At 65.1% G+C, this 22,444-nt stretch carries 19 protein-coding genes; 4 read left to right on the forward strand and 15 right to left on the reverse strand.

Annotation, left to right across the window (positions count from 1 at the left end; genetic code table 11):
• Positions 1 to 42: 42 nt before the first annotated feature.
• Entirely contained in the window at positions 43 to 264 is a 222-nt protein-coding gene (locus ACTDI4_RS14130) for a hypothetical protein (RefSeq protein ID WP_442841747.1), read from the reverse strand.
• A gap of 285 nt (positions 265 to 549) precedes the next feature.
• On the opposite strand from ACTDI4_RS14130, the gene lexA reads away from it, so the two are divergent.
• The gene (lexA, locus tag ACTDI4_RS14135) at positions 550 to 1,266 is read left to right on the forward strand and encodes a transcriptional repressor LexA (protein WP_442841748.1); all 717 of its coding nucleotides are present in this window, start codon (positions 550 to 552) and stop codon (positions 1,264 to 1,266) included.
• A 270-nt stretch (positions 1,267 to 1,536) separates the two neighbouring features.
• On the opposite strand, the gene ACTDI4_RS14140 is transcribed toward lexA, so the two are convergent.
• Positions 1,537 to 4,098, reverse strand: a complete 2,562-nt coding sequence (locus ACTDI4_RS14140; protein ID WP_442841749.1) for a ComEC/Rec2 family competence protein — start codon at positions 4,096 to 4,098, stop codon at positions 1,537 to 1,539.
• A gap of 90 nt (positions 4,099 to 4,188) precedes the next feature.
• Between ACTDI4_RS14140 and gltX the strand changes: the two genes are divergently transcribed.
• Both gltX and gltA read left to right on the forward strand, forming a co-directional pair.
• Entirely contained in the window at positions 4,189 to 5,610 is a 1,422-nt protein-coding gene (gltX, locus tag ACTDI4_RS14145) for a glutamate--tRNA ligase (RefSeq protein ID WP_442841750.1), read from the forward strand.
• 176 nt (positions 5,611 to 5,786) lie between these two features.
• Complete coding sequence (gene gltA, locus ACTDI4_RS14150; RefSeq protein ID WP_442841751.1) at positions 5,787 to 7,076, forward strand: citrate synthase; 1,290 nt, start codon at positions 5,787 to 5,789, stop codon at positions 7,074 to 7,076.
• Between the two features lie 35 nt (positions 7,077 to 7,111).
• Here the strand turns inward: gltA and lpxB are convergent, their stop codons facing one another.
• The 13 genes from lpxB to rpsB form a co-directional block, all read right to left on the reverse strand.
• Positions 7,112 to 8,278, reverse strand: a complete 1,167-nt coding sequence (gene lpxB / locus ACTDI4_RS14155; protein WP_442841752.1) for a lipid-A-disaccharide synthase — start codon at positions 8,276 to 8,278, stop codon at positions 7,112 to 7,114.
• Positions 8,268 to 9,182 carry an LpxI family protein gene (locus tag ACTDI4_RS14160; protein WP_442841753.1) on the reverse strand — a complete coding sequence of 305 codons (915 nt, stop codon included), beginning with the start codon at positions 9,180 to 9,182 and terminating at the stop codon, positions 8,268 to 8,270. Before ACTDI4_RS14160 ends, lpxB begins: the two co-directional genes overlap by 11 nt.
• Positions 9,157 to 9,990, reverse strand: coding sequence for an acyl-ACP--UDP-N-acetylglucosamine O-acyltransferase (gene lpxA / locus ACTDI4_RS14165; RefSeq protein ID WP_442841754.1), 834 nt, complete (start codon positions 9,988 to 9,990; stop codon positions 9,157 to 9,159). The genes ACTDI4_RS14160 and lpxA overlap by 26 nt, the downstream gene beginning before the upstream one ends.
• A gap of 13 nt (positions 9,991 to 10,003) precedes the next feature.
• On the reverse strand, positions 10,004 to 10,468 hold the full coding sequence (fabZ, locus tag ACTDI4_RS14170) for a 3-hydroxyacyl-ACP dehydratase FabZ (protein WP_442841755.1): 465 nt from the start codon (positions 10,466 to 10,468) through the stop codon (positions 10,004 to 10,006).
• Positions 10,461 to 11,513, reverse strand: a complete 1,053-nt coding sequence (gene lpxD / locus ACTDI4_RS14175; RefSeq protein ID WP_442841756.1) for a UDP-3-O-(3-hydroxymyristoyl)glucosamine N-acyltransferase — start codon at positions 11,511 to 11,513, stop codon at positions 10,461 to 10,463. The genes fabZ and lpxD overlap by 8 nt, the downstream gene beginning before the upstream one ends.
• Before the next feature lie 76 nt (positions 11,514 to 11,589).
• Positions 11,590 to 13,986, reverse strand: a complete 2,397-nt coding sequence (bamA, locus tag ACTDI4_RS14180) for an outer membrane protein assembly factor BamA (RefSeq protein ID WP_442841757.1) — start codon at positions 13,984 to 13,986, stop codon at positions 11,590 to 11,592.
• Positions 13,987 to 14,204: 218 nt separating this feature from the next.
• On the reverse strand, positions 14,205 to 15,347 hold the full coding sequence (rseP, locus tag ACTDI4_RS14185) for an RIP metalloprotease RseP (RefSeq protein WP_442841758.1): 1,143 nt from the start codon (positions 15,345 to 15,347) through the stop codon (positions 14,205 to 14,207).
• 75 nt (positions 15,348 to 15,422) lie between these two features.
• Entirely contained in the window at positions 15,423 to 16,241 is an 819-nt protein-coding gene (locus tag ACTDI4_RS14190; protein ID WP_442841759.1) for a phosphatidate cytidylyltransferase, read from the reverse strand.
• A 5-nt stretch (positions 16,242 to 16,246) separates the two neighbouring features.
• The gene (locus ACTDI4_RS14195) at positions 16,247 to 16,978 is read right to left on the reverse strand and encodes an isoprenyl transferase (RefSeq protein ID WP_442841760.1); all 732 of its coding nucleotides are present in this window, start codon (positions 16,976 to 16,978) and stop codon (positions 16,247 to 16,249) included.
• Positions 16,979 to 17,029: 51 nt separating this feature from the next.
• Positions 17,030 to 17,584, reverse strand: coding sequence for a ribosome recycling factor (gene frr / locus ACTDI4_RS14200; RefSeq protein ID WP_442841761.1), 555 nt, complete (start codon positions 17,582 to 17,584; stop codon positions 17,030 to 17,032).
• Positions 17,585 to 17,641: 57 nt separating this feature from the next.
• Entirely contained in the window at positions 17,642 to 18,364 is a 723-nt protein-coding gene (gene pyrH / locus ACTDI4_RS14205; RefSeq protein ID WP_442841762.1) for a UMP kinase, read from the reverse strand.
• A 180-nt stretch (positions 18,365 to 18,544) separates the two neighbouring features.
• Positions 18,545 to 19,465 carry a translation elongation factor Ts gene (gene tsf / locus ACTDI4_RS14210; RefSeq protein WP_442841763.1) on the reverse strand — a complete coding sequence of 307 codons (921 nt, stop codon included), beginning with the start codon at positions 19,463 to 19,465 and terminating at the stop codon, positions 18,545 to 18,547.
• A 118-nt stretch (positions 19,466 to 19,583) separates the two neighbouring features.
• Positions 19,584 to 20,381 (reverse strand): 30S ribosomal protein S2, encoded by a 798-nt coding sequence (gene rpsB, locus ACTDI4_RS14215; RefSeq protein WP_442841764.1) that lies wholly within the window; start codon positions 20,379 to 20,381, stop codon positions 19,584 to 19,586.
• 537 nt (positions 20,382 to 20,918) lie between these two features.
• Between rpsB and ACTDI4_RS14220 the strand changes: the two genes are divergently transcribed.
• Positions 20,919 to 22,403: an amino acid permease gene (locus tag ACTDI4_RS14220; RefSeq protein ID WP_442841765.1), complete on the forward strand. Its 1,485-nt coding sequence runs from the start codon at positions 20,919 to 20,921 to the stop codon at positions 22,401 to 22,403.
• Positions 22,404 to 22,444 lie beyond the last annotated feature (41 nt).

Raw genomic sequence — 22,444 nt, forward strand, 5'->3', positions numbered from 1 at the left:
GCCGGCGCATAGGCGCGCATAGCCGGGCAGGCACGGAGCAGGCTATTTGCAAGCCGACAGCATTTTCATGGCCTTTTCGGCATTCGCCTTGGCCGTATACATCTTGCTGCCGACATCCATCATCTTCTTGCCGTCGGGCTTGCTGGACACGACCTGGCACTTCTTGGTGCCGGCATCCTGCGCCACCCAGTAATCCGTTGCGGCAAATGCCGGGAAGGCGGCAATAGCCGTCAGCGAACCAGCGATCAGAACTGTCTTGATCATGCTATTCTCCTGTGAAAGATGGCACCTCTGGAAATCCCCCGGACGAATAGCTAGAGCGCGCACCGGCCGGTTCTTGCCCTCCCGGCTACTTCACGATGATTTGAAGCGGCTCGGCGACCGGCGAAAGGGACCGGACGGAGCCGGGCCTCTGGCGGAGCCTCGGCGCAGGATAATGCCACCCGCCCTCCCAAACATTCATCGAACTTTAAGCGTTGCGGAACACAACTGGAACAGATAGTGTTTGTTCCGGGTTTGTTTTTCCGATTCCGATCATTCGGGGGCACCATGCTGACGCGCAAGCAACACGAGCTTCTCCTCTTCATTCACGAAAGATTGAAGGAGAGCGGCATTCCGCCTTCCTTCGACGAAATGAAGGAAGCGCTCGATCTTGCGTCGAAATCAGGCATCCACCGGCTGATCACGGCACTGGAGGAGCGCGGCTTCATCCGCCGGCTGCCCAACCGCGCGCGCGCGCTTGAGGTGCTGCGGCTGCCCGATTCGATCGCGCCGGGCCTCAATGCCGCGCGCAAGTTCTCGCCCAGCGTCATCCAGGGCAGTCTCGGCCGGCCGGCCAGGGAGGCGCCGCGGCAGGCGCCGGGCAACGACGACGAGGCCACGGCCTCCATTTCCATCCCGGTTATGGGCCGGATCGCAGCCGGCGTGCCCATAGACGCCATCCAGCACAAGACCCATTCCATCTCGGTGCCGCCGGACATGATCGCCGGCGGCGAGCACTATGCGCTTGAGGTCAAGGGCGATTCGATGATCGAGGCCGGCATCTTCGATGGAGATACGGTCATCATCCGCAACGCAAACACCGCCAATCCGGGTGAAATCGTGGTGGCGCTGGTAGACGAGGAGGAAGCTACCCTGAAGCGTTTCCGCCGCAAGGGCGCGTCGATTGCGCTGGAAGCGGCTAACCCCGCCTATGAAACGCGCATTTTCGGGCCGGACCGGGTGAAGGTCCAGGGCAAGCTGGTCGGGCTGATCCGGCGATATTGACGACAGTTGCCGATGGCCTGCCCCATTCGGGAGGTTCTCCGGGCCGTCCGGTCCCTTGCGCGCGGAAATCACGGGCAGAGATTCCATATTGCCCCGTGATTGCCCCGTGTTGTTGCCTAGCTGCGGGCTCAGGCAGCCAGCGAATGTGGCTGGCAGCGCTATCGGGCGGGCTCTCTTGCCGTCCGCATGCCGATACGTCCCTTGATATCGTTCAGAGCGCGAGGCTCCCTCCACCACCGGCCTGGAAGGTTGCTCGATGCGCCTGCCATCTCAGCCGTCGTCGGCTTCGTCATCGCCTCGGCCGCGATCGCCCTGGCTGCCATGGGGCGCTTTGGAACTGTTCTCGTTGCGGTTGGCCGTTCTGGAGATTCCTTGAGCGCGACTTCTGGGGCCGGAATTGGCCTGATAGGGCGCCAGACCTCTCGCCTCGCGCGAAAACCGGCGCTGGAGATGCCACGGACGATAGTCGTTTTCGACTGCGAACCGGATTTCGGCAGGCGCGGCAGCGGAATTCGCGTCGAAGCGGATGGCCGCGCTGCCGGACCGGGCGAGATCGCGCTTGGTCAGCACGGCCACGAGCGGATCGCTGCAGGGATCGGCCGCCGTCGCGTCATCTATGACGATGAGCGCGGCAAACGCGCAGGCCGGCCGCGCCGCTGCCGTATTTGCCGCATGCACGACAATCGCCCCCGAAGGATGGCGGGCCACGCACGATCGGGCGGCGCACATGAAGGGCGATCCCGGCGGCAGGTCCGGCGCACCCTCGCCCGCATAGCGCAGGTCGCGCCCTTTCAGCGCCTCCGGCGGGACGGCGATCTCCGCATTCAGCGCACGGCTCCAATTCTCCATGGTGAACGCGTTCGGCCGCTCCCGGTTGACCGCGATCTCCCCGCCTCCGATCGGCACTGCGACGAGCCGTGCATCTTCCGAGACCAGCACGTCGGGTGCCTGCACCGCGCGCAGCGTCAGCAGCCCGAGAACCACGAATGGTATCGCGGCCAGTCGCAGCCGCGTCGTGGCCATGGTGCCGATCACCAGCGCCACCGTGGTCAGAAGCACCGATTCGAGCGAGATCAGGCCGATGCCGTCGACCGGAGAACGCTCCGACAGCCAGTTCGAGATGGCGATCATCGCCGCCAGCCCCTTGCCCATCACGTAGAGGAAGGGCCAGTCGAGTCCGAACGGCATCAAAAGGGCGCTGAACACGGCGAAGGGCATGACGACGAGCGACACCACCGGCATCACGGCGAGATTGGCGAACAGGCTGAGCGGCGACACCCGCTGGAAATGCCAGGCCGCGTAGAGCGTGGTGGCGGTACCGGCGACGATCGTGGTGGCCGCTGCCGCAAGCAGGCTCTTCCAGAACCAGCCGGCGACGACGCCCGCCAATCCGCGTCCTGGCCCGTGTGCCCGGACCCGGCGAACCTTCCCGGCCCGATAGTCCGTCCAGGCTGCGAAGCCGCCCACCAGTGCCGCGGTTGCCGCAAACGACATCTGGAAGCTCGGCCCGACCACTTCATGGGGCGAAACCAGGATGACGACCAGTGCCGATATGGCAAGGTTCCGCAGCGTGAGTGCCGCGCGATCGAACAGCACGGCCACCAGCATCACCGCCAGCATGACGAAGCTGCGCTCGGCCGCGACCACCATGCCAGAGATCAGCAAATAGGCGGCGGTGGCGACCAGCGCCGCGAAAGCCGCATATTTCTTCACCGGATGGCGGGAGGAATATTCCGGGAATAACGCGAACGCCCCGCGCAGCAGACCCATGATCGTTCCGGCCACCAGCGCCATATGCAGGCCGGAGATCGAGATGATGTGATAGATGCCCGTGCGCCGCATGGACTCATTGATCTCTTCCGGAATGCCGGCGCGCACGCCCACGATCAGCGCAGCCGCGATCTCGCCTTCGGGGCCGCCGATGCCGGCCCGGATGCGAGCCGCGACGGTCTCTCGCGCGCTCTCGATGGCGGTGGACATGAACGCTCGGGCAGGAATGTCGGTCGAGGCCAGCAGCTTGGGGTCGGTCAGGTAGAAACCGGTTGCACCTATTCCGTCGAAAAAGCTCTGGAAGGAATAGTCATAGCCGCCTGGCCGCACCGGCCCGGTGGGCGGCAGCAGCCGGGCGAAGCCGCTCACGGTCATACCGGGCCGCAGTCCATCCGGCACCTTGCGCGCCGAAAGCCGCACCCGTTCGGGCGCGTAGCGCAATTTGGGCCGGGCCGTCTGCGTCACGTCGACGGTCAGCCGAACCCGGCCGCTCGCCATCCGATCGATGGAAACAACCCTGCCGGTGACGCTGGTCGAAATCTCGGCGCCCAGCATGGCCGTGTCCATACGCCAGGTTTCCAGCTTGCCGGCCAGCACACCCAGCGCGCACATCAACGCGGCCATCGACAGCAGATACGCACGCGGCCGCGACCGCGCCGTGAATGCGATCACGGCCAGCGCCAGCGAGATCGCCACCGGCTGGAGGAAACCGGGCTCCTGCGGCAGCGCAAAATACCAGCTTATGCCTGCGCCCAAAAACACCGGCACAAGCAGGAAGGCCGCGCCACGGTCAAGTTCCAGTTCGGCGGCCTCGGCCACGCCGGCCCGCAGACGCCTGACGGAAAGCCGGCTCCGACGGCCGTGCACGGCTTTCAGGAATGACGCCCTGGCCTCCTGGGCGGATGGCGTCGCCTCCTGCGCGGGACCGCGGTTCGGCACAGGCGGGGAAACCGGAGCAAACAAAACCGCCGCCCCCGGCCCGCGGCCAAGCAGATCGCGCTCGCTGACGTCGTTCGCCGCCGCGTTTCCGCTCCAATCCGTGCCTCGGTCCCCTCCGGCCACGGTCTCGCCCCTTGCGCCACCGACCTCCTATGCTACATGAACGCCCGAGCTTCGAAAGCTCATACCTCCACCCGCCCCACCGGGAGCCCCATGTCCGACAAGGTCGTCACCCGCTTCGCCCCCTCGCCCACCGGCTTCCTGCATATCGGCGGCGCGCGAACGGCGCTGTTCAACTGGCTCTATGCCAGGCACACCGGCGGCACCATGCTGCTGCGCATCGAAGACACCGATCGCGAACGCTCCACCGAAGCCGCAACGGCAGCGATTCTCGAGGGCCTGTCGTGGCTGGGCCTGAACTGCGACGGCGAGCCAGTGTCGCAGTTCGAGCGGGCGCCTCGCCACCGCGAGGTCGCAGAGGAACTCGTGCGCCTCGGCAAGGCCTATTACTGCTATGCCACGCCGGCCGAGCTGGACGAGATGCGCGAGAAGGCCCGCGCCGAGGGGCGCCCGCCGCGCTATGACGGGCGCTGGCGCGACCGCGACCCGTCCGAAGCGCCGAAGGGCGTGCGCGGCGCCATCCGAATCAAGGCGCCTTCCGAGGGCGAGACGTTGGTGCACGACCTCGTGCAGGGTGAGGTGCGCTTCCCCAACAAGGACCTGGACGATTTCATCATCCTGCGCTCCGACGGCAACCCCACCTATATGCATGCGGTGGTTGTGGACGACCACGACATGGGCGTCACCCACATCATCCGGGGAGACGACCACCTCACCAACGCCGCCCGCCAGACGGTGATCTACGACGCCATGGGCTGGCCGGTGCCGAAGATGGCGCATATCCCGCTGATCCATGGCGCCGACGGGGCGAAGCTGTCCAAGCGTCACGGCGCGCTCGGCGTGGAAGCCTACCGCGCCATGGGCTATTTGCCGGAAGCGCTGCTCAATTATCTGGCCCGGCTCGGCTGGAGCCACGGCGACGACGAGGTCATGTCGATCCCGCAGATGATCGACTGGTTCGATATTGTCGACGTCAACAAGGGCGCCGCGCGGTTCGACTTCGCCAAGCTGGAAGCGCTGAACGGCGTGCACATGCGCGCCATGGACGACGAGAAACTCGCTCGCCTGCTGATCGAGACCCTGCCGCACCTGCCCGACGGCGCGGCTCTGACGGCGAAGCTCGACGCGCACGCCAGGGCCCAGCTTCTCCAGGCCATGCCGGGGCTGAAGGAGCGCGCCAAGACCCTCGTCGAACTTGCCGACAGCGCTGGCTTCATCGTCGCGGACCGCCCCCTGAAGCTCGACGAGAAGGCGCAGGCCATCCTCGATACGGACGCCCGGGCGGTGCTCAAGGCGGTTCTGCCCGCCTTCGAGGCGCTCGGCGAATGGACCGCCGCCAGCACCGAGGCAGTCGTGCGCGTCTATGCCGAGGGCGCCGGACTGAAGCTCGGCAAAGTAGCGCAACCCTTGCGTGCCGCGCTGACGGGCCGCAGCACGTCGCCCGGTGTCTTTGATGTGCTGGCCGTGCTGGGGCGCGAGGAAAGCCTCGGCCGCCTCAGGGATCAAATCGATTAGGAATTCTGGACCAAGAAGATTGACATTGAAACGCGCATTTTGCGGTGCAACATTAGCGCTGGACCAATCGAGTTAGGCCCCGGCCGAGGGGCATTTTCGATTTTCGAGAGTTCCCAGCAATTGCGATGCAGGATGGTTTTGCCTTGCGGGCAAGAGAACATGAGAAGGAGTTTGCAATGACCGAACAGACTGCGAAACTGGAACTGGGCGGCAAAACTCACGAATTCAACGTGCGAAGCGGCACGATCGGACCGGACGTCGTCGACATAAGCTCGCTTTACGCGGCAACCGGCGCCTTCACCTACGACCCCGGCTTCACCTCCACCGCAAGCTGCGAATCGCAGATCACCTACATCGACGGCGACGCCGGCGTGCTGCTGCACCGCGGCTATCCAATCGACCAACTGGCCGAGCACGGCGACTTCCTGGAAGTCTGCTACCTGCTTCTCTACGGCGAACTGCCCACCAAGGCGCAGAAAGACGATTTCGACTACCGCATCACGCGCCACACCATGGTGCACGAGCAGATGTCGCGCTTCTTCACCGGCTTCCGCCGCGACGCGCACCCGATGGCGGTGATGTGCGGCGTGGTCGGCGCGCTTTCGGCCTTCTACCACGATTCCACCGACATATCCGATCCATACCAGCGCATGGTCGCGTCGATGCGGCTGATCGCCAAGATGCCGACCATCGCGGCGATGGCCTACAAGTACCATATCGGCCAGCCCTTCGTTTATCCGAAGAACGAATTGAACTTCGCCGCCAACTTCCTGCACATGTGCTTTGCGGTTCCGTGCGAGGAATACAAGGTCAACCCGGTTCTGGCGCGCGCCATGGAGCGCATCTTCATCCTGCACGCGGACCACGAGCAGAACGCCTCCACCTCCACCGTGCGCCTGGCAGGCTCTTCCGGCGCCAACCCCTTCGCCTGCATCGCGGCCGGCATCGCCTGCCTGTGGGGCCCGGCCCATGGCGGCGCCAATGAGGCGGCCCTGAACATGCTGGCCGAGATCGGCCATGTCGACCACATCCCCGAATTCATCGCCCGCGCCAAGGACAAGAACGACCCCTTCCGGCTGATGGGCTTCGGCCACCGCGTCTACAAGAACTATGATCCGCGCGCCAAGATCATGCAGAAGACGGCGCATGAGGTGCTGGGCGAATTGGGCATCAAGGACGATCCGCTGCTCGACATCGCCATGGAGCTTGAGAAGATCGCTCTCACCGACGAATATTTCATCGAGAAGAAGCTCTACCCGAACGTCGACTTCTATTCCGGCATCACGCTCAAGGCGCTCGGCTTCCCCACCACCATGTTCACCGTGCTGTTCGCGGTGGCCCGCACCGTCGGCTGGATCGCGCAGTGGAAGGAGATGATCGAGGACCCGCGCCAGAAGATCGGCCGTCCGCGCCAGCTCTACACCGGCGCGACCGAGCGCGACTACGTGCCGATCGCCAAGCGGTGAAACGAAAAGGAAAAAGCGCCCTTCGGGGCGCTTTTTCATTTGATGTGCGAGAGCACCGCTTGGGCCGCGATCTCGCCGGCCGGCCGTGGCGTGTCCATGCGTCGGCGCACTTCGGCGAAGCCCGCCTTCTGCCAGGCGCGCATGCCGTCGTCCATGAACAGCGCCTCGATCTGGCGGACCAGTATCTGCGGCCGCACGAACTGGTCGTAGAATTCAGGCACCAGGGCGCGATCAGCGATCAGGTTCGGCAGGCAGGCCGACCAGACCTTGAGAAGATGCGGCGCCACCAGGCGCATGATCGGGTCCAGCCTGTAGCACGAAATCATCGGCACGCCGGACAAAGCCAGTTCCAGCGAAACCGTCCCGGAAGAAATCAGGGCCGCGTCGGCCTCGCCGAAGGCGCGCCACTTGCCTGCCGGATCCGTGACGATCTGCGGCTTCTCGGCCCAGCCCGCCACCCCTGCCCGAACTGCCTCGGCAACGTGCGGCACGGTCGGCAAGACAAGCCGCAGACGATGGCCCCGCGCGCGCAACAGGGAGACCGTCTCGCCGAACGGCCCGAGCAGTCGCCCGACCTCGCTCCTTCGCGAGCCCGGCAGAAGCAGAAGCGTCTTGACGCGGGCGTCGGACAGGTCGCGGGCCCCGGCTTGCGCGGCGGCGGCGGCCTCGACATTGTCGTCATGCCGCAAGCGATGGCCCACATAGGTGCCTGGCGGGCCGCCAAGCCGTTCCAGTTCCCGCACCTCGAACGGCAGGATGCACAGGATACGATCGACATAAGAGCGCATGGCTGGCGCCCTGCCCGGCCGCCAGGCCCACACGCTGGGGCAAACGTAGTGAACGATGGGGATCGTGCGATCGGCGGCACGGACCTTCCTTGCCACGCGCAGCGAGAAATCCGGGCTATCGATGGTGATGAGGCAATCGGGCCTGGCGGCAGCGATGGCGGCGGCGGCCTGCCCGATCCGCCGCATCAGCCGCGGAAGGCCGCGCAATATGGCGCTGACGCCGATCAGTGCGATCTCGCCCGCATCGAACAGGGAAACGAGGCCCAACGCCTCCAGATGCCTGCCGCCCAGCCCGATAAGCTCTATCCGGCGGCCGGTGGCACGCTGGAGCCCCGCTACAAGATCGGCGCCGAGCAGGTCGCCCGATTCCTCGCCGGCGACGATGGCTATCCTCAGCGGCCGCTCATCCGTCATGCGGCTTGCCCTTCGCCGGCAGACCAAGCACGAACAGGCCGAGCCGATCGGCATGAGCGATCATCTGCGGCCCGTCCAGAACCAGCGAGCAGCCCGCCTCGACCGCAATGCCGGCGAGACCGGCGGCATGCGCGCCTTCGACGGTCTGGGGACCGACGGCCGGCATGTCCGCACGCATCTCCTGTCCCGGCTTTGCGCATTTGACCAGCACGCCGCGCGCCTTTCCGCCGAGACGGCCGTGCCCACGCAGGTCCCTTACCCGCTCCAGCATCGCATCCGTGCCCTCGATGCCCTCCAGCGCGATGGCGCGTCCGCCTATCGCCACGGCGCCCTGGCCGATATCCAGTGCGCCGATCGCCTCGGCTGCCGCACGGGCGGCCTCGATGTCGCGCCAGTCGGCCTTTTGCGGCGCGGCCTTGGTCCATAATCCCTCGCTGGCGACCAGCTCGGGCACCACCTCATGCGCACCGACAACCTTGAAGCCCCGCGCCTCGAAGGCGCGCACCACCACCTTCAGCAGGCCGTCGTCGCCGCCGCGCGCCAGCGCCGACACCACGTGTAGGGCAATGGCGAAAAGCCCGGCATTGATGCGCATGGCGCGAAGCCGCGGGCGCCGCCGGATCTCGCCCGCCAGCACCACATGGGTGACGCGATGGCGGCGCAGCACGCCGATCAGCGACCCGATCTCCTCAAGCGGCATCACCACATGCTCGTGCCTGGCGAGTTCGGCGACGCGATCCATCTCGCCCTGAACCGCCAGCACGAAGGGGGGATGGCCCTGGACGGCCAATGCATCGGCGACTTCGATGGGGAGCTTGCCGCCGCCGGCTATGATGCCGACCTTGGCGCCGGGCGCCAGCCGAAAGAGATCGGAGCCGTCAGACGTCGTCGTCGGAATCGTCATCGGCACCGGCCTTCAGCGGCGGCATCGTGTATTGCCGTTTGCCGCGGCTGGAGATGAAGTCGATGATCTTCATGGCGGACGGCGAGTCCGCGAACTCGACCCTGGCCCGCACGATGTTTTCCGCGATGAGATGCGAGCGGTCGAATACCGTGCGGTAGGCCCGGCGCAGCAAGTGGAGTTCCGAATGCGAAAGGCCGGAGCGCTTCAGGCCGATGATGTTCAGGCCGCGCAGCTTGGCCCGGTTGCCGGACGCGATCGCAAACGGGATGACATCGCCCACGATCGCCGAGCAACCGGCGAGGAAGGCATTGTCGCCCACGCGAACGAACTGGTGCACTGCAGTCAGCCCGCCGATATTGACGTTGTCGCCGATCTCGCAATGGCCGCCGAGCGTGGCGCCATTGGCGAAGGTCGCGTTTTTCCCGACTATACAGTCATGCGCGATATGCGCATAGGCGAGGAAGTTGCCGTTGTCGCCCACCTCTGTCGCGCCGCGGCTGCTGTCGGTGCCCACATGCATGGTGACGCCTTCGCGGATCGTGCAGTTGGCCCCGATGGTCAGCGTCGTGCGGCCGCCCTTGTGGCGCATGTTCTGAGGCGGCGCGCCAAGGGTTGCCATGGGATAGACTTTGGTGCCGGCGCCGATGGTCGTAGCGCTACGAACCGCCACGTGGCTGACGAGCTCGACGCCATCGCCAAGGACGGCATCGGCGCTCACATGGCAGAACGGGCCGATGCGCACGCCGGCCCCGAGGCGCGCGCCCGGCTCCACGACGGACGAGGGATGGATGACGGTCTCGGTCTTCATGAACACCCTTGTCTCAGTCGTCGTCGACCATCATGGCCTGAATCTCGGCCTCTGCCACCTTCGCGCCGTCCACGATCCCCTCGCAGGCAAACTTGAGCAGGTTGCCGCGCTTCTTCAGCTTTCGCACATGCAGCATCAGCTGGTCTCCGGGGACGACCGGCTTGCGGAACTTGGCTCCGTCGATCGTCAGGAAATAAACCAGCGAAGGCTTCGTCGCGCCGGCTGCGCGAATGCAGATGGCGCCTGCAGTCTGGGCCATCGCCTCCACGATGAGCACGCCGGGCATTACCGGCCGCTCGGGGAAATGACCCTGGAAATGCGGCTCGTTGATGGTGACATTCTTGACGCCTATCGCGGAATCGTCGCCATCGATGTCGATGATGCGGTCGATCATCAGGAACGGGTAGCGGTGCGGCAGGAGCTTCATCAGCCCCAATATGTCGGCCGCTTCAAGCGTGGTTCCGGCCGGATCAGCCATTCTTGTCCCCTCTTCCGTGCTTGGTAAAGGCCCGGATCGCCGAAAGCTCGCGGAAGAAATCGCGCATCGGCTGTGCCGGCAGGCCCGCCCAGCGCTCACCTGCCGGAATGTCGTACATCAGGCCGGAAGACGCCGCCACCTGCGCCCGGTCCCCCACGGTGATGTGGTCGGCGATGCCGACCCTGCCGCCCAGCATGACGAAATCGCCTAATGTCACAGAACCGGAAAGGCCGCAATGGCCGGCAATGATGCAGCCGCGACCGATGCGCACATTGTGGGCGATCTGGACCAGATTATCGATCTTGGTGCCTTCGCCGATCACCGTGTCGGCCATGGCACCGCGGTCCACCGTGGTGTTGGAGCCGATCTCGACGTCGTCCTGGATGACGACACGGCCGATCTGCGGCACGCGCTCCGGCCCCTTGGCGCCCGGCACGAAACCGAAGCCGTCCTGGCCGATCCTGGCGCCGCCATGGACGATGACACGGTTGCCGAGCAGCGCGTATTGCAGGCTGGCCCCCGGCCCGACGTAGCAATCGCGGCCGAGTTGGCATTGGCTTCCGATCACGGCGTTCGGGGCCACGACGGTACCGCTGCCGATCGAGACATGGGGCCCGATGACCGCACCGGCCTCGATCACGGCGCCCTTTTCCACCTTGGCGAGAGGATCGATGAAGGCACGGTCCGAAATGCCTGTTTCCGACGTCAGCGGCACGGGCGTGGCGGCAGCGGGGAAAAGCAGGCGGCCGATCATGGCAAACGCCTGTTGCGGCCGCGCATGGACGAGGACGGCAACCCCCGAAGGAGCCTTGTCCGCGATCTCCAAGGTGCACAGCACCGCGGTCGCCTTCAATCCCGGCATCAGCGCGGCATTGCGCTTGCCGTCCACGAAGACCAGCGCATGCTGGCCCCCGTCGCCCGCAGAAGCGATGGTTGCGATGCCGGCGTCGGCATAGGCGGGATTGGTCAGGTCTGCCCCGGTCAGACTCGCGACTTCAGCTACCGTGTACCGGCGCGAAGGCACAAAGAACACCGGATCGGTCATTCCAGAGCAATATCCTGCTGGATCGCGTGGCTGCGTCCCGGGCCACATGGCCCGGTCGCGCCGCTATACCCGCAAATTAGAAGCGGGTCGATATGCCGAAATTGAATTCCTGAACGTCGTCGGTCGCTTCCTTCTTGACCGGCTTCGCATAGTCGATGCGCAGCGGCCCGAAAGGCGAGGCCCACATCAGGCCGATACCAACCGACGCGCGCCACTTCATGCCGACGCTGGAAGGATCGACGCCAGCGACCTTGTTGCCGTAGAGCGTCGCCGCATCGGCAAACACCGCACCACGCAAGCCGAGGCTCTCCGGCACGACGGGCAGCGGAAACTGCGCTTCAGCCGATGCGTTGAAATACGTCGTGCCGCCCAGGTGGTCGAACCCGCCCGCACCGTTGGACGCGACCGGCCCGATGCCGTTGTAGTCGAAACCGCGAATCATGCGATCGCTGTTCTCGAAGTGGTCGAACACCCGTAGGCCGTTGTGGCCGTAACCCTGGATGAAGCCGGCACCGCCGGACACCAGGCCGACGATGTCCAGTTCGTCCGACAGGGTCTGGTAAACCGAACCGCGTGCCGTGTATTTCACGAACTTGGCGTCGCCGCCCAGACCGGCCACCTCGACGCCCGCATTGGCATAGATGCCGTAGTGCGGGTTCTTCATGTCGTCGATCGTGTTGTAGATCACGTTGCCGCTGACCGACGACTTGATCCAGGGCCCGCGCGCCTCGCCCGTGGTCGGATCGATGATTGCGTCCTGAATCGCCTGCGAGATGTTGCACTTGGCGGGATCGAACACGCCGAACTCGTTCAGGCAGCTATCGTCGTACTTATACTCTTCCTTGGAGAGATTGTAGGCGACCTGGGTGGTGATGTTTTGCGTGATCGGCAAGCCGAAGCGCACCGTGCCGCCGGTCGTCTCCGAATCGTAGGTGTAATTGTAGCGGCGCGTCGACCTGTAGATATCGAAGCCCGCGGCAATGCGACGGCCCAGGAAATAGGGCTCGGTGAAGGAGATGGCGTAATCACGCGAGTGCCTGCCGCCGCCCGCCGACAGGCGGATGAACTGGCCGCGGCCGAGGAAGTTGCGCTCGGTGATGGAGCCGGAGATCGTGGCGCCGGGGGTCTCGCCGCCGGTCGAATAGCCAGCGCCGATCGAGAACTCGCCCGTCGACTTCTCGACGACATCGACCACCAGGATCACCTGGTCCGGCTCGGAGCCGGGGGCCGTGGAAATGTCGACCTTTTCGAAATAATCAAGCGCTTCCAGCCGCTTCTTCGCGCGCTGAATGAGCACCTGGTTGAAGGCGTCGCCCTCGCTCACGTCGAACTCGCGGCGGATGACGTAGTCGCGCGTGCGGTTGTTGCCGCGAATCTCGATGCGCTCGACATAGGCCTTGGCGCCCTGGTCGATCGTATAGACCACCGAAATGGTGTGATTCTCGAAATTGCGGTCACCGCGCGGCGTGACCTGGGCGAAGGCGTAGCCTTGGCCGGCCACCCTCTCGGTCAGCGCGATGATTGAATCCTCGACATCCTTGGCATTGTAGACGTCGCCCTTGCGGGTCTCGACCACCGACATGAGCGCATTGCTGTCGACCTCGGGAATCGAACTGTTGACGCTGACGTCGCCGAAGGTGTAGCGGTCGCCTTCCTGCACGGTGATGGTGATCGTGTACTGGTTGGTGGCCTCATCGAGTTCGCCGAAGGCGGACACGACCTGGAAGTCGGCATAACCGTGATTGTAATAGAAGCGACGCAGTTGCTCCTCGTCGGCACGCAGCTTGTCCTCGTCATACACGTCGTCGCGCAGGATGAAGGACAGCACGTTCGAGCGCTTGGTGCTGATGACGTCGGCCAGGCGGCGGCTCGAATAGGCGTGATTCCCGACGAAGTTGATCGCCGCGATCTTGGTGCGCCCGCCTTCGTTGATGTGGAAGACGACGTTCACGCGGTTTTCGCCCAGATCCATGACCTGGGTGGTGATCTGCGCGTCGTCGCGCCCGATATGACGGTAGGCTGCCTTGATCGCCTCGACATCGGCATCGAGCGCGGCCTGCGAGAAAGAGCTGCGCGGCTTGAGCTGCACCGTCATGGAGAGCTGCGCATCCTTGATCTTCTTGTTGCCCTGGAACAGGACCTGATTGACCACCTGGTACTCGGAAACCTTGACGACCAGCGCAGAGCCGACCTGCGTGATCTGCACGTCCGAGAACAGACCGGTGCCGAACAGTGCCTTCACGGCCGCGTCGATGTCGGCGCTGGAGAACGACTTGCCAGGCTTGATCTGCACATAGTTGCGGATCGTTTCGGCGTCGATGCGCCGGTTGCCCTGCACCTCCACGCGGCTGACCACCGCGGCCTCGGCGGTCGAGACGGCAACAAACTGTACTGCGAGCGAACCGGGCAGGGCCACAGCGGCGGACAACGCCGCCGCGGACGCGGCGCTCAGAAACTTGGATGCTGCCTTCATCGGGCTACTTAACCTTTTTCTCGAAGTCCCCACGGCGAGAAAACCGGACGTCGGGTCAATTCTCGTACCGTATTAACCGGATTTTCCCTACACGCAAGGCTTCTGGTTAATTTGCATTTACTTCCCCATGCGGCGTGGCTTTCGCGTCACGCATATCCCCGGTCATGGTAAACGCGGTCTTGCCAGAGGGAGTGCCGAAATCGAATTTCTTCATGATTTCAGCACCCAAACAGATCATTCCAGAATACGAATCCCATGAAGCAGAGCACCAGGAACAGGCCGGTGCGATAAACCGCTTCCATCACCCGTTCCGATACGGGACGCCGGATCACCGCCTCCACCGCATAGAAGGCCAGGTGCCCGCCGTCGAGGGGCGGAATCGGCAGAAGGTTCAGTATGCCTATGCCGACCGACAGCATCGCCACGAGCTGCACCAGCCATTCGAAGCCCAGCTTGGCGGCCTGGCCGGCCATGCCGGCGATCTTCACCGGACCGCCGAGCTGGCACTTGTCTTCGCGGCCGACGACGAATCGCTTCAGGAACTGGCCGGTGCGGGAAATGATGTAACCTGTCTCCTCCACCGCCGCCACCACGGCGCCGCCCGGGCTGTAGGCGATGTGCCGCGGCTGGCCGACCTCCCTGTTGTTGACGACGCCGATCACCGCAACCTTGACCTTGTTGCCGAGCGCATCCTCCTGCTCGACCGGCCGGGGCGTAGCCCTGACGGTGATCTCCTTGCCGTCGCGCAACATGACGAAGGTGAGCGTGTCGCCCGCCCGGCCGGAGACCAGCCGCTGGACGTCGGCGAAGGACTCCACCTTCTCGCCGTCGACGCTGACGAAGCGGTCCCCGGGCTCGATGCCGGCCGCCTGGGCCGGGCTGCCGGCGGTCACCTCCGCCACCATGGGCTCTGCCACGTAGCGGCCATAGGCACCGAACAGCACCGCGAAGACCACGATGGTGAGCAGGAAATTGAAGAGCGGCCCGGCGACCACCGTGGCCGCGCGCTTCCATACCGGCTGGGTGTGGAAGGCGACCTTGCGTTCTTCCTCGCTCAGCGTCTCGGCTTCTTCGGCGCCAGGCTGGGAGGAGGTGGCGCTCACGTCGCCGACGAACTTGACGTAGCCGCCGAGCGGAATGGCGCACAGTTTCCAGCGCGTGCCGTGGCGATCGTTGAAACCGATCAATTCGGGGCCGAAGCCGATCGAGAACGCCCGCACGCCGATGCCGCACAGGCGTCCGACCAGATAATGGCCCATCTCGTGCACGAATACGACCGCCGTCAGCACGAAAAGGAAAGGCACCAGCGTGCCGATGATGAGGCTTTCCGTGCCGAATGCCGCGCGCAGGATTTCGCTCAATTCAAGCCCTCATTTCCTGACGGTCGGTCTTTCGTGCCAAACCAGGCAAATCCGTGACAGCCGCCGCGCCGGCGCTCAGGCAGGAAACAGCCCGTGCGCCGGATTCTCGGCCGAAGCCGCGATCCAGCCGATGACGTACAGGGCGAGCGCCGCCGCGACAAGCCCGTCCACCCGGTCCATCACGCCGCCGTGACCGGGGATGACGGCGCCCGAATCCTTGCATCCGTGGCGCCGTTTGATCCAGGATTCGAAGAGATCGCCCGCCTGCGAGACGATCGACAGGAAAAGCGCCACCAGCCCCAATGCCGCAAGGTTGCCGGCACCCGCCGCCGCCGCCAGCAGAACGCCCGCCGCAACGCCGCCCGCCAGCCCGCCCAGCGCGCCGCTCTGGGTCTTGCCGGGCGAGATCGACGGCGCCAGCTTCGGCCCGCCGATGGCGCGACCGACGAAATAGGCGAAGATGTCGGTCGCCCACACCACCGCGAACAGGAACAGGATCGCCACCAGCCCGGAGCGGTCGCCGTCGCGCAGCAGCGCCAGGCAGAAGCCCGACAGGCCTGCATAGAGCAAGCCGGGAGCTTCCCAGCGCCCTGCCCCGCGCAAGGCCGTCACGCCAGCGCAGACGGCCGCCAATACGGCCAGCAGCACGAGCAGCGTCGCCGCCGGCAGGCCCCATGCAAGTGCGGCGACGAACACCGCCATCATCAGGTCGAAGACAAGTCCGGCCCCGCCGGAGACTGTCCCGGGGCGCGACATGCGCGTCCATTCGTAGAAGACCGCCGCCGCGATCAGCGCCGACAGCAGCCGGAACGGCAGCCCGCCGAGGAAAGTCAGGCCGAGCACGACCGCCGCCAGCACGACGGCCGAAACGATTCGGAGCTGGAGATTGCTCATGCCGCTCACAGGGCGATGTCTTGCGCTGCCAGACCGCCGAATCGGCGCTCGCGACCGGCGAAATCGCGCAAGGCCTCCACCAGATGCTCGCGCGTGAAATCGGGCCAGTAGCAGGGCAGGAAGGCCAGTTCGCTGTAGGCAGTCTGCCAAGGCAGGAAATTTGAAAGCCGCAGTTCGCCGCTGGTGCGGATCACAAGCTCCGGTTCGGGAATGCCCGCCGTGTCCAGCGCACCCGCGAACATGTCGGCGTCGATGGCTTCAGGTTCGATCTCGCCGCGCGCGGCGGCGGCGGCCAGCTTGCGTGTCGCCCGCACGATCTCGTCCCGGCCGCCATAGTTGAACGCGATGACCAGGGTCAGCGCCGCGTTGCCAGCGGTAAGCGATTCGGCCTCCTCCAGCAGCGCCTTGATGTCGGGCTGAAGCCCCTGCCTGTCGCCGATGATGCGCACCCGCACACCGTTCTGGTGCAATTCGGCGAGATCGCGGCGGATGAAGATCTTGAGCAGCCCCATCAGGTCGCTGACCTCGGATTTCGGGCGCGACCAGTTCTCGGAGGAGAAGGCATAGACCGTCAGCCAGGAAATGCCGAAGCCGGGCGCGGCACGCACCGTGCGGCGCAGCGCCTCCACACCCGCCCGATGGCCGGCAACACGCGGCAGGCCGCGTGCCTTGGCCCAGCGTCCATTGCCGTCCATGATGATCGCGACATGCGCGGGCATTGCCCCCAGTGTCGTCATGGTCTCGCTTTCGAGCCGGCTTTGCGCGGCCACGCTAAAAGGCCGACCGGCCTAAACCTGCATGATCTCGGCTTCCTTCTCGGAAAGCAGGCTGTCTATGGTGCCGATCGTCTCGTCAGTCAGCTTCTGGACGCGGTCGGCCTCCTTGCGGTGATCGTCCTCGCTGATATCGCCGTCCTTTTCGGCCTTCTTGAGGAAGTCCATGCCGTCGCGCCGCACATGACGCACCGCCACGCGCGCGTTCTCGGCATAGTTGTGCGAGATCTTCACCAGTTCCTTGCGGCGCTGTTCGTTCAGTTCCGGCAGCGGAATGCGCAGGTTGGTACCGTCGACGATCGGGTTGAAGCCGAGGTTCGATTCGCGGATGGCGCGGTCGACCGCACCCACCATGGACTTGTCCCACACCGAAACGGACAGCATGCGCGGTTCCGGCACCGAGACCGTCGCCACCTGGTTGATGGGCATGGCCGTGCCATATGCCTGCACCTGGATGGCATCCAGAAGGTTGCTCGACGCGCGCCCCGTGCGCAGCGAAGCGAGGTCGTGCTTGAAGGCGCCGATCGCGCCATCCATGCGCCGCCTCAGATCGTCATAGTCGTTACTCATCGCTATCTCCCCGGCCTGTTCCCGACAGGCACTGTGCTTCAGGGAAAACCCTGTGGATCAATTGTCGGCAACGATCGTGCAACGGCCGCCACCTTTCAATATCTTTCCGAACCCGCCCTTCTCGTGGATGGAAAAGACGATTATCGGAATGTTGTTTTCGCGTGCAAGCGCAATTGCGGCGGTGTCCATGATCGACAGCCCCTGCCGGATGACCTCCTCGTGGGTGATGCGCTCGAAGCGCTCCGCGGAAGGATCCTTCTTGGGGTCGGCCGAATAGACGCCGTCGACCTGCGTGCCCTTGAACAGCGCATCCGCGCCGATCTCGGCGGCGCGCAGTGCCGCGGCCGAATCGGTTGTGAAGAACGGGTTGCCGGTGCCGCCGGCGAAGATCACCACCTTGCCCTCGTTCATGTAGGCCGTTGCCTGCCGCTGCGAGAAGCTCTCGCACAATTCCGGCATGGCGATGGCCGACAGCACCACCGCTTCGACACCGATCTTGATGAGCGAGGTCCGCAGCGCCAACGAGTTGATGACGGTGGCGAGCATGCCCATATGGTCGCCGGTGACGCGATCGCCGCCCTTGGAAGCGACGGCCACGCCGCGGAAGATGTTGCCGCCGCCGATCACCACGCCCACCTCGACGCCCAGCGAGCGCGCCTCGGCGATGTCAGCTGCAATGCGGTCGACGACGGAGACGTCGATGCCGAAATGTTGCTCGCCCATGAGCGCCTCGCCCGACGCCTTCAACAGCACGCGCCGGTAAAGGGGTTTGTCCGTCATCTGGTCCTCGAAACCGCCCGCGGAACTACCCTGCCGTACACCGGCACAGGCGTTCCCGCCACACTCGTCATGATGTGCGTCCCGATACACGAAGGGCGCCGCGATGTCACGCGGCGCCCCTCGCAATGCTGTCCAAAATGTCCGGTCTGCCGGAAATTCCGGAAACCTTCCGAAGCGCCGTTACTTCTTGACGGCAGCCGCGACTTCCGCGGCGAAATCGCTCTCGTCCTTCTCGATGCCCTCGCCCAGCGCATAGCGCAGGTAGGCGACGATCTTGGCGGGCGCGCCGATTTCCTTCTCCGCATCCTTCAGCGCCTGCTCCACGGTCACATCGGGATTGATGACGAAAGCCTGCTTGAGCAGCACGACCTCCTCGTAGAATTTGCGCAGGCGGCCCTCCACCATCTTTTCGATGATGTTCTCCGGCTTGCCCGAGGCCCGCGCCTGATCGGAGAAGATGGCCTTCTCACGCTCGATTTCGGTGGGGTCGAGTTCGTCCACGTTCAGCGCCAGCGGGTTGGTGGCGGCCACGTGCATGGCGACCTGCCGCGCGAACGCGCCGGCCTTGTGGGCGTCGCCCGTCGTCTCGACGGCCACCAGCACGCCGAGCTTGCCGAGATTGTCGGCGACGGAGTTGTGGACATAGCTCGCCACCGCGCCATGCGGGACGGTGAGCTTGGCCGAACGGCGGAAGCCCAGATTCTCGCCGATCGTGCCGACAGCGTCCTTGATGGTGTCGGTGACGCTCTTGTCGGAGCCCGGATACTTGGCGTTGGCGACCGATTCGGTGTCGCCGAAGGCCAGCGCGACCTTGGCGACGTTGTTGACGATCTCCTGGAAGGCGGCATTGCGCGCAACGAAGTCGGTCTCGGAATTGACCTCGACCACGGCTGCTTCGCGCAGGCCCTGCTCCACGCCGATCAGGCCCTCGGCGGCCGTGCGGCCGGCCTTCTTGTCGGCCTTGGCGATACCCTTCTTGCGCAGCCAGTCGACCGCCGCCTCGATGTCGCCGTTGGTCTCGGCCAGGGCTGCCTTGCAGTCCATCATGCCCGCGCCGGTCAGGTCGCGCAGTTCTTTGACCTGTGCTGCTGAAATGCTCATAGTCGCCTCTTTGTCTTTAACAGCGCAGGCGCACCATCGAACCCGACGATGCGCCGCGATACGACGCCTTGCGGCGTCAGAACTTCACCAGAATGAAGGCCGCGGCGCGGCCTCCGCGTCAGGCCTGCGGCTGCTCGCCTGCGCCTTCCCCGGCGACCGGAGCATCGTCCAGCGCAGGCTCCGCGGGCGCCTCGGCCGAGGCGCCGACGTCGATGCCGAGCGCGCCCTGCTGGCGGGCGATGCCGTCAATGGCAGCCCTGGCGATAAGATCGCAGTAGAGCTGAATGGCACGGGCGGCGTCGTCGTTGCCGGGGATCGGGAAATCGACCTTGTCCGGATCGCAGTTGGAATCGACGATGGCCACCACCGGAATGCCCAGGCGCTTGGCCTCCAGAAGCGCGATCGCTTCCTTGTTGGTGTCGATCACGAACATCAGGTCCGGGGTCGAGCCCATGTCCTTGATGCCGCCGAGGGCCTTGTTGAGCTTCTCGCGCTCGCGGTCGAGGTTGAGACGCTCCTTCTTGGTGAAGCCCTGGGCCTCGCCGGCCAGCATCTCGTCGAGCTTGCGCAGGCGCTGGATGGAATTGGAGATCGTCTTCCAGTTAGTCAGCATGCCGCCGAGCCAGCGCGAGTTGACGTAGTACTGCGCAGAGCGCTGCGCGGCGTCGGCGACGATGTCGGACGCCTGGCGCTTCGTGCCGACGAACAGCACGCGTCCGCCGCGGGAGACGACGTCGGAAACCTGCTTGAGCGCCTGGTGCAGCAGCGGCACCGTCTGCGACAGGTCGATGATGTGGATGTTGTTGCGGGCGCCGTAGATGTAGGGCGCCATCTTCGGGTTCCAGCGGTGGGTCTGGTGGCCGAAGTGAACGCCAGCTTCAAGAAGCTGGCGCATGCTGAAATCAGGCAGAGCCATTCTCTGTTTCCTTTCCGGTTGGCCTCCACGGGCATCCGACGGCCTCGGAAAACCGAAACGAAAGCTCGAGCTTTTCGGAAGGTTCGCCTGCGCCGCCACCGGAGGTCTCCGCCGGATTTCTCCCGGCCGGACACCGAAGCCCGTGTGTGGAATGCGGCGGCATATAGAAGGGATGGCGCCGAAATGCAAGCCGCCAGGCGGAACCCGCCCACCTTGGCCTGCCGCGCCACACGATTTCGCGATGCTGCCTACACGAAACCGCGATATCGGTCCAACCGGGCGGAACCCGGATGAAACGGGCGAGTTGAACGCGACGAAGATGCGCAACTCGTGGTGCAAGCCGCCCAATTGCCCGCCAAGCCTTCCGCGGTCCGGCAACGCTCCCAAGAAGCAATCCAGAATCGAACGGCCCGAAACGACAGATCTGCATCTTCCAGGGCAAGGCCGTTCGAAGGCGATCGACATCAGGCGGTTTCACCACCGGCGGGTGGCTATGGCCGCATGCGGCATGGCGCCCTATGCGGAGGAATAATTGCCATGTCGATCGCAGAATATATGCACAGGAAGCCGATCGCCGACATTGTCGGCGAAGCGGAACAACACGTACTGGCGCCGACGCTGGGGGCGCTCTCCATCACCTCGCTGGGGATAGGCTGCATCATCGGCGCCGGCATTTTCGTCCTGACCGGCACTGCTGCGGCGCAATATGCGGGGCCGGGCATCATGCTGTCCTTCGTGCTCGGCGGCATCGCCTGCACCTTCGTCGGCCTTTGCTACGCCGAGTTGGCGGCGCTGCTGCCCGTTGCCGGCAGCACCTATACCTACACCTATGCGACGCTGGGCGAACTGGTCGCCTGGATCATCGGCTGGGATCTGGTGCTGGAATATGCCATGGGCGCGGCGACCGTCTCCGTCGGCTGGTCGGGCTACGTGGTCAGCCTGCTGGCCAATTTCGGCATGCACATCCCGCCGGCCTATGCGGCGGCGCCAGGCACGGTGGCCGAAACATTGGCCAACGGCACGATTGTGCACGGCATCGTCAACCTGCCGGCGGCGTTCATCGTCGCGATCCTGACCTACATGCTGGTGATGGGCACGCGCGAATCGGCACGTGTCAACAACATCATGGTGGCAGTGAAGCTCGCCGTGGTGCTGGCCTTCATCCTGGTCGGCTCGGCCTATGTCGTCTCGGCCAACTGGCACCCGCTGGTGCCGGCCAACACCGGCGAATTCGGTCATTTCGGCTGGAGCGGCCTGCTGCGCGGCTCGGCGGTGGTGTTCTTCGCCTTCATCGGCTTCGACGCCGTGTCCACCGCCGCCCAGGAGGCCAGGAACCCGCAGCGCGACATGCCGATCGGTATATTGGGCTCCCTGCTCATCTGCACCGTGCTCTATATCGCCGTCTCTGCGGTGCTCACCGGCATCGTGCCCTACGGACAGCTCAACGTCGCCGACCCGATCGCCAAGGCGGTGGACGTCATCGGCCTCACCTGGTTCTCGGTGCTGATCAAGATCGGCGCGCTGGCCGGACTGACCACCGTGATACTGGTGCTGCTCTACGGCCAGAGCCGCATCTTCTACACCATAGCCAAGGACGGCCTGCTGCCGCAGGTGTTCTCCGAGGTCCATCCCGTGCGCAGGACGCCGTGGAAGAGCCAGATGATGATCGGCACCATCGTCGCCATCGTCGCCGCGCTCACTCCGATCGGCATCCTCGGCGAGATGGTCAGCATCGGCACGCTGTTTGCCTTCATCCTGGTGTGCGGCGCCGTCATCTACCTGCGCAGGAGCGACGCCAGCGTGGCCAGGCCCTTCCGCACCCCCGGCGTGCCGGTGGTGCCGATCCTGGGTATCCTGTTCTGCCTGCTGCTGATGGCCGGTTTGCCGATCGAAACCTGGATGCGGCTCGTCGTGTGGCTGGTGATCGGGCTCGTGGTGTACTTCTCATACGGCCGCAATCATTCGGTGCTGCGCACGGGATCGGCGCCCCCCGCCCCGCATCAGACGATGAAGGCCGGATGACTGCCGGCCCTCCTGCAACCAACCGCCGCGTCCCACCGGGC

The sequence above is a fragment of the Mesorhizobium sp. PUT5 genome, assembly GCF_052216645.1.
GTDB lineage: Bacteria > Pseudomonadota > Alphaproteobacteria > Rhizobiales > Rhizobiaceae > Mesorhizobium.

Coding starts and splice junctions, on each gene's coding strand:
- rpsB (WP_442841764.1), bottom strand. CDS start 20,381: ATGGCTCTGCCTGATTTCAGCATGCGCCAGCTTCTTGAAGCTGGCGTT.
- bamA (WP_442841757.1), bottom strand. CDS start 13,986: ATGAAGGCAGCATCCAAGTTTCTGAGCGCCGCGTCCGCGGCGGCGTTG.
- ACTDI4_RS14220 (WP_442841765.1), top strand. CDS start 20,919: ATGTCGATCGCAGAATATATGCACAGGAAGCCGATCGCCGACATTGTC.
- ACTDI4_RS14130 (WP_442841747.1), bottom strand. CDS start 264: ATGATCAAGACAGTTCTGATCGCTGGTTCGCTGACGGCTATTGCCGCC.
- tsf (WP_442841763.1), bottom strand. CDS start 19,465: ATGAGCATTTCAGCAGCACAGGTCAAAGAACTGCGCGACCTGACCGGC.
- ACTDI4_RS14190 (WP_442841759.1), bottom strand. CDS start 16,241: ATGAGCAATCTCCAGCTCCGAATCGTTTCGGCCGTCGTGCTGGCGGCG.
- lpxA (WP_442841754.1), bottom strand. CDS start 9,990: ATGAAGACCGAGACCGTCATCCATCCCTCGTCCGTCGTGGAGCCGGGC.
- lpxB (WP_442841752.1), bottom strand. CDS start 8,278: ATGACGGATGAGCGGCCGCTGAGGATAGCCATCGTCGCCGGCGAGGAA.
- gltX (WP_442841750.1), top strand. CDS start 4,189: ATGTCCGACAAGGTCGTCACCCGCTTCGCCCCCTCGCCCACCGGCTTC.
- gltA (WP_442841751.1), top strand. CDS start 5,787: ATGACCGAACAGACTGCGAAACTGGAACTGGGCGGCAAAACTCACGAA.
- pyrH (WP_442841762.1), bottom strand. CDS start 18,364: ATGACGGACAAACCCCTTTACCGGCGCGTGCTGTTGAAGGCGTCGGGC.
- lpxD (WP_442841756.1), bottom strand. CDS start 11,513: ATGACCGATCCGGTGTTCTTTGTGCCTTCGCGCCGGTACACGGTAGCT.
- ACTDI4_RS14160 (WP_442841753.1), bottom strand. CDS start 9,182: ATGACGATTCCGACGACGACGTCTGACGGCTCCGATCTCTTTCGGCTG.
- frr (WP_442841761.1), bottom strand. CDS start 17,584: ATGAGTAACGACTATGACGATCTGAGGCGGCGCATGGATGGCGCGATC.
- ACTDI4_RS14195 (WP_442841760.1), bottom strand. CDS start 16,978: ATGACGACACTGGGGGCAATGCCCGCGCATGTCGCGATCATCATGGAC.
- fabZ (WP_442841755.1), bottom strand. CDS start 10,468: ATGGCTGATCCGGCCGGAACCACGCTTGAAGCGGCCGACATATTGGGG.
- lexA (WP_442841748.1), top strand. CDS start 550: ATGCTGACGCGCAAGCAACACGAGCTTCTCCTCTTCATTCACGAAAGA.